A 7,109-nucleotide genomic window follows, 5' to 3' on the forward strand; every position below is an offset into this window, starting at 1 on the left:
CAAGAAGTCGCGCCGACGCCAACACCTACTTCGTAGGCTCGGCTACAGGGAACTTCGGGAAGACTAGTTCGTTATACGAAATGAAAAGGAAATAAATTTATGCAAGAAATTTTTAAAAATCAAGCAGAAAGTGAAATTATTGAAATTGAAAGGTATCTAAAAGAAGATCGAACAATTTCGAACGAACCATACTCAACTTATATTAAAGAATTCAAAAATTTCTTAAATATATATAAAACCTTACTCAGTATATCAGTAAAACACGACTTGAATGATTCAATTGTCTCACAGTTAACAAATTATTATGGAAAAGAAATTAAAAAATATATCACCGAACTATATGAACTTCAAACTGAGAATATTAATGGCGAAAATATCTATGGAAGTATAAACAATTTCTTGTTAAGAATTTATGAACTTTCCTCTTCGCCGATACAAGGCGCAAAACCATTTCCAAGTATTGCTTCCTTTATTCTATCGCTTGATTCAAAATCCATCGATACATTAGAATATGAAAGAATTAAAAATGATCTACGGGAGAAAGTTTCTGAATTTGAGAAGTTAATACCGGCTTTACAAGACCAAGCATCTAAAATCAGCATTATCAATTATGCCAAACTCTTTGGCGAACAAGGAAAGCTACATTCCAACTTTACAATAATTCCATTCCGTATAGCTGCAGCAGAAACATGGTTACTAGCAGCCATTTTTTCTGCGATCGCTCTACTTTATACAGTATTTTTTTTTAATATGGAGTATAAACTCAATGATTTCAATAATATCCTAAAAAGCGATTTAGTTATAGCGGAATTATTAAAAAGAGGATTTTTGTTAACCTTTGAATTATTTATTATAAGATTTTCAATAAGAAATTACAATATTAACAAAAATCTACACATTGCAAATATTCATCGCCAAAATGTATTAAATTCCTTTCGCCTTTTATACGATTCAATTCCTTTTGAAGACTCAAATAGCAAATCAAAGTTAATGGAAGAGGTTTCAAAAAGCATTTTTTTTCTGGGAACAAACCCCTATATAGTAGATAAAAAGTCGGAAAAGATAAATCTAGAAACAATAGCAGAATTAACAAAGTTAATTAAAAATTAGCTTTTCACTTCGTATAACAGCACCTTCCCGCTACGCTTCGGCACAAGGCCTCGCTCGGCCTACGGCAAATTCCCTTCCGTCACGCTTCTTGCTTCGCAAGAAGACGCGCCGACGCTAACGCCTCCTTCAGAGGCTCAGCTTCAGGGAACTTCGGGAAGGCTAGTTCGTTATGCGTAATGGCTTAAAAAAATATGAGAAATGGAACATATAACTTAACGAGAATTTCAAAAATCAATCTTTCAACAGATGAAATTGTCAGTGCATTTAAGGAACCAGAAAGAATAAGCATTGGTGAATATTCATGGACAATTACAGATTATCAAAAGTTCGACTCCAAAACTGAAAATCTACCATTCGATTTTCATTTTGCTTATTTAGTGAAATATGAAGATGATGGATCTGTTAAAACGCTTGATGATAAACAACCAATACAAAAAGAAACCTATGAACAAAATCTAATCAAAGCACAATCACCTTTCATTTTTATTCCAGAATATTCTGGAATAGTTTTTCTTCATGTATGGAATCAAATAGAATTTGCTACATTTGCAAATAGAATAAAGGAGTTGATTCTCAAAAAAACTGGGACTTTCTTTAAAGATTGTGAAATTGAACCAGTTTCAGATCTAAAATCATTTCTCGGAAGCCTAAAAGACATTGATTCAATATTTGAAATATCAGGACGAGTAAATCCTCCAAATCCATCGTTCGGACACCTTTGGCGATCACTTAAAGAATATCTTGAAAAACGGAATCTAAATGAATTAATAATAAAAGAGAAGACATATTCTCAAAAAATAATAAGTAGATTACAGACATTAATTCAAAACCTTTTAGATAAAAAAGGAAACATTGAAGATATTGATCCTAACTCAATAGATATAGCAGATGCGATGATCCTCATGGCAATTGACGGCCATGGAAATGGAAAAATAAAAGGGAAGAAAGGAGATAAAAAAATAACAATAAAAACTAATGATAGAGCAATAAACTTTAACTTCGAAATCGAACCTGAACCTAAAAAATTATTTATGCTGTCAAATGAATTATATTCAGAAATAAAACAATCAAGGCACATGGATCATTGAAAACTCTAATATATATCATTAAAACTCTCTTCTTATCTCCAGAAGTTGTTTCGGGTCAAATAATTCTAATTTTCTTTCTTTTAGATGAAACTATTTTCAATAAAATTTCTAAAAAATTTATTTCGGATGCTAACATACTTTTCTTATTTATTCCAACTTCAATATTCCTTGCGTTCGGATTAAACACTGCGGTAAAAACCTTATTGCCACATACAAATAATAAAGAACTCGTTAATTGGCCCGAATATATAAACCTAAGAATAACAACGTTAATTGCTATATTTTGGAATTTACTTCCATTCCCATACCCTTTACTACTGTTTTTAGATATCACCTCAACGAATCCAATCAACTTTACTCTATTTTACATAACTCCCTTAGTAACTTCTTTTGTTTCCTCTACTACTTTGTATACAGCCTCACTAAGGATTAGAGAGATACTGGAATCGAAACTATAACGCCACTACGCATAACAGCGCCTTCTCGCTTCGCTTCGGGACTTGCCCTCGCTCGGCCTACGGCAAATTTCCCGCTTTCCCTAACGCCTCAAAGAGGCTCAGGGCGGGAAACTTCGGGAAGGCTCAATCGTTATACGATATCCTCAAAATTTATATTAAAAGGTAAAAAAATGGGTGAAAACAAAGAAGAAACTTTAAATCAAATTCTATTACTAGAAGAAGAAAAGTTAAAAATAAAAAATGCAATTAAATCTAGCGGAGATATACTAATTTTCATTGGATTCTTAACTTTAGTAAATGTTCCAGCTTTAGCTTACTTTGAAATAATTTTTCCTATCGGTCTTTTTTCTCCTTTTCTATTTATTCAAAAAATAGCTCCATTTTTTACTGATAATTATTACTACTGGTTAACATTTATAGTCTTGAACCTTTTCATCTGGGTTTTCTTTACTTTTTTAAGTAATAACGCAAACAAAAACTCAAAAATAGCATTCTATATTGCTTTTATAATTTATAGTTTAGACACTATTTTAAGTGCCACTTATCAAGAATGGTTTATTACCTTTTTCCATTTGATTTTCTTATACCAGATTTTTTCTGGATATTCTAAGATTGATAATCTATTAAAATTAGAAAAAGACATCTCTAAAATAAGAAACATAACAACTGAATAATGATGCTGGATTTATTTTTTAAAGCTAAATCTAATACATTTATTCAAGCAGAAAACATTATTTACTAAACTTTCGGACATCGTATAACAGCGGGGAAACGCTGCGCTTCGGCACAAGGCCTCGCTTGGGCTGTGCCACATTCCTCTCCGTCACGCTTTCTTGCTCTCGCAAAAAGCGCGCCGACGCTAACGCCTCCTTCGAAGGCTCAGCTACGAGGAACGTCGTATCCCCTAGTTCGTTATACGCAATAGGCAACATAAAATATTAAATGATATTTGATTTATTTTCAAAAAAGCAAAAAAGGTTGCGGGGAGAGATTCCAGATGTCTACAGTTATGAAGATATCCCCAACAGATTAAGAGTACAAATTGTACATATTATTCAAGATGCAATCGGTATTGATAAAAATTATTATGGATATGAAAATAAAGTTAACAAATCTTACCAATTTATCCAGAGAACACTTTGCAGAGAATACGGCAAATTTTATCTACTTGACAGAGACAATTTACCTCAAATCGATGTTCTAAACTTCTTTTTACAGACAAAAGATTATGAGGAAGCAATTGATGTCATCGATTTAGCTTTCAAATACATTGAAAGGGTAATCAATGGTGATAACTACCAGGAATACTTATATAACACTGAAGTGAAAATAAAATCTGACCAAGCAATTGAAGAACTAAATGATCGGTTCAAAGAACATGCAATTGGATACCAGTTTAATGGAGAAATCATTCGAGTAGACTCCACATATTCACATTCAGAAATAGCAAAACCAACACTGACTTTGTTGAGAGGTAAGAAATTTATAGGAGCAAATGAAGAATACCTTAAAGCACATGAGCATTATAGACATGGAAGAAACAAAGAATGTTTAACAGACTGCTTAAAAGCATTTGAGAGTGTATTAAAAATTATTTGTAAAGAAAAAGGCTGGACATTTAGCCCAACAGATACTTCAAAAAAATTGATCCAGATATGTTTTCAAAACAATTTAATTCCAAGTTTTACACAAAATCAATTTACCTCTTTACAGAATTTACTCGAGAGCGGTATCCCAACAATTCGAAACAAATTAGGCGGACATGGTCAAGGACAAGTTCCACAAAAAGTGGACGATGAAATGACGAGATATGCGTTAAACCTTACGGGAACTAATATTATTTTTTTGATAGAACAAAGCGGATTATAAAGCCTACTGCGTATAACTTCCGCTAACCACTTCGCTGCGGGACTTCGCCCTTGCTCGGTCTACGACACATAGGCTTCTGGCACTCCCCTTGCTTAACGCAAGTGTCGTTCCAGTCCCTAACGTCCCTTCTAGGGACTCAGGGCCAGCCTACGTCGGTTAGCTAGTTCGTTATGCGTAATTGACCAAATGAAATTTAAAAATAATCAAGGAAGATAGAAATGGGAATTTTCTCAAATATATTTAAAAACAAAAAACCTTTAGATAAAACTTATTTAGTAACTGCACAACTAAATCATCTATTAATGCCTATAGATAGAGGAAATATCTACGAGGATCCCCTCAACGAGGCTTTAAAAGAGAATAATCTCGGAGAAGTTGACGGCGGTGGCACAATGCAGAATAAAACTGGAGAAATCGAGTTCATTGATGTTGAAATAATTCTTTATAACCTGGAAGAAGGTATCCCATTTCTTATAAAGAAATTAGAAGAACTCGGAGCTCCAAAATCTTCGTTACTTCATTTTCAAGATGAATCCAATCAAAATCAGATAGAATTTGGGAAAAAGGAAGGACTAGCTATCTATCTCGATGGAATAAATTTACCTAAAGAAGTTTATGAAAATTCTGATATAAATGATTTAATTGAAAAATTGAATAACAGTATTACCGACATCGGTAGAATGGAAAGCTATTGGCAAGGTCAAGCTGAAACTGCTCTCTATTTTTACGGAGAAAATGCAGAAAAAATAAAAGAAAATTTTAAACCTATACTAGAAAATTATCCATTATGTAAAGGTTGTAGAATTTCTATAATTGCTCCAAAATAATATTATCGTATAACTGGTCAACTACGCATAACAGCGGGGAAACGCGGCGCTTCGGCACTTACGGCCTCGCTTGGTCTCCGACACATTCCTCTCCGTCACGCTTCTCGCTCCGCAAGAAGACGCGCCGACGCTAACGCCTGCCCTGCAGGCTCAGCTACGAGGAACGTCGTATCCCCTAGTTCGTTAACCGCAATCTTAGAAATTATCCCGATATGAAAGAAAATATAGAAAACCGCATTTACAATTTCTTTATTAATTCAAAGGATTTCAACGGAATTCCGTTACGTCAGATAAGCGAGGAATTTGAAGTTGATTATGAAACTTTCATAGATATGGTAAAAGAACTTGTCAACGAAAGGAAAGTGTCTATTCAATCAAGCTCAAATCCTCACATCATAGGGATTCGACATTACCCGATAGATTCTCAAATAAAAATCCTCGATGATGCAAAAGTTATCAATATAGAATCTATGGAATATGAAGGTGTAAGCTTTTCTTATGAAAATACTGAATATCCGATTTGTCTTTATCCATCTCAAGAAAAATTAGAATCCAATAGAGATTGTATTGAATATGGGTATGCCTGTTATTCAAAAGCACTAGCTCTTGGAGATCCACAATTAAAACCTATTTTCTTTGATATAGACGTCTTAGATAGATACTTCAATGATCCAAGATTTGATTTCAATTTTGAAGATTATTCTGGTAATATTTCATGCATCCATGACGATTTATACAATCCTTTAGTAAGAAACGAGGATAACGTCCTCATCCAATCCTTTGGAATCGGTTTTGATAATCAAAAAAATCGAGTTGCCGTTGTTTATTTACGTTACCTCCACAATCTAACAGCGGAACATCAAATTTATTGGAAGAATAAAGAAAAAAAACAAAAATGCACAATTTTAACAGAATATTTCCATAACACTATCGAAGGGAATTGGACATTTTCGCAATCAATATTTTCAGCTTTTTTGCTAGAACTAAAATGTTTAAATGAATTATCATATCTTATTTACAACACTCATTTATTTCATGAAACATTTGAGGGAGAAAAAAGACCAAAAGAGTTCACCTTCTTTTTTATCCCTACAATAAAAAATTATAATGATTTTATTCTCCTACTTGATAAATTAATTTCAGAAAATTTAAATAAGACCTTTTTCGAAGGTAAATTAGACCTATTTATATTACGAGAGGAAAACGGAATTCATATTAAAGAGAAGAAGGGAACATTAGCACTATTAGAGGAGTGGCTCACATCTATCTTCAAAATTAAAGGAGAAGGATCCATTTCCGATATTATTAAACCATTTAAAAACATCAGAAAAGAGAGGCAAAAGCCTGCCCACAAGGTGACTAAAAATGCTTACGATTTAAACCTCATAGAAAAGCAAAAAGAAATAATAGGAGAAGCTTATGAATCGATGCGACAGCTTAGACATATATTTCATTTACACCCAAAAGGAAAAAAATATAAACTCCCAGATTATATAGATAATATAAAAATAATAAGTTTATAAACTAAGACTGCGGTTAACAGCGACTTAACGCTTCGCTTCGGGACTAGCCCTCGCTCGGTCTCCGACACATTCCCCTCTGGCACTCCTCTTGCCTCAGCAAGCGTCGTTCCAGTCCCTAACGTCCCTTCGGGACTCAGGGTCGGGGAACGTCGTTAAGTCTAGTTCGTTATGCGAAATAATTTAAAAAATGTTCCTAAATAATAAACTGAATTTTTTATTTTTTCTAATTCTACT

Annotated in this window: 6 protein-coding genes; all 6 read left to right on the forward strand. The window is 33.4% G+C overall.

Annotated elements, in window-relative coordinates:
• Window positions 1–99: 99 nt before the first annotated feature.
• The 6 genes from CH361_RS19335 (at window position 100) to CH361_RS19370 (ending at window position 6,875) form a co-directional block, all read left to right on the forward strand.
• On the forward strand, window positions 100–1,110 hold the full coding sequence (locus tag CH361_RS19335; RefSeq protein ID WP_100792472.1) for a hypothetical protein: 1,011 nt from the start codon (window positions 100–102) through the stop codon (window positions 1,108–1,110).
• A 191-nt stretch (window positions 1,111–1,301) separates the two neighbouring features.
• Window positions 1,302–2,198 (forward strand): DUF4747 family protein, encoded by an 897-nt coding sequence (locus CH361_RS19340; protein ID WP_100792473.1) that lies wholly within the window; start codon window positions 1,302–1,304, stop codon window positions 2,196–2,198.
• Window positions 2,199–2,826: 628 nt separating this feature from the next.
• A complete protein-coding gene (locus CH361_RS19350) occupies window positions 2,827–3,330 on the forward strand; it encodes a hypothetical protein (protein WP_100792475.1) in 504 nt (167 codons plus the stop codon).
• A gap of 268 nt (window positions 3,331–3,598) precedes the next feature.
• A complete protein-coding gene (locus CH361_RS19360; RefSeq protein ID WP_100792477.1) occupies window positions 3,599–4,525 on the forward strand; it encodes an STM4504/CBY_0614 family protein in 927 nt (308 codons plus the stop codon).
• Between the two features lie 218 nt (window positions 4,526–4,743).
• Window positions 4,744–5,352 carry a hypothetical protein gene (locus tag CH361_RS19365; RefSeq protein ID WP_100792478.1) on the forward strand — a complete coding sequence of 203 codons (609 nt, stop codon included), beginning with the start codon at window positions 4,744–4,746 and terminating at the stop codon, window positions 5,350–5,352.
• 212 nt (window positions 5,353–5,564) lie between these two features.
• Window positions 5,565–6,875: a hypothetical protein gene (locus CH361_RS19370; RefSeq protein ID WP_100792479.1), complete on the forward strand. Its 1,311-nt coding sequence runs from the start codon at window positions 5,565–5,567 to the stop codon at window positions 6,873–6,875.
• The last annotated feature ends 234 nt before the right edge of the window (window positions 6,876–7,109 follow it).

The organism is Leptospira brenneri (assembly GCF_002812125.1).
Classification (GTDB): Bacteria; Spirochaetota; Leptospiria; order Leptospirales; family Leptospiraceae; genus Leptospira_A; species Leptospira_A brenneri.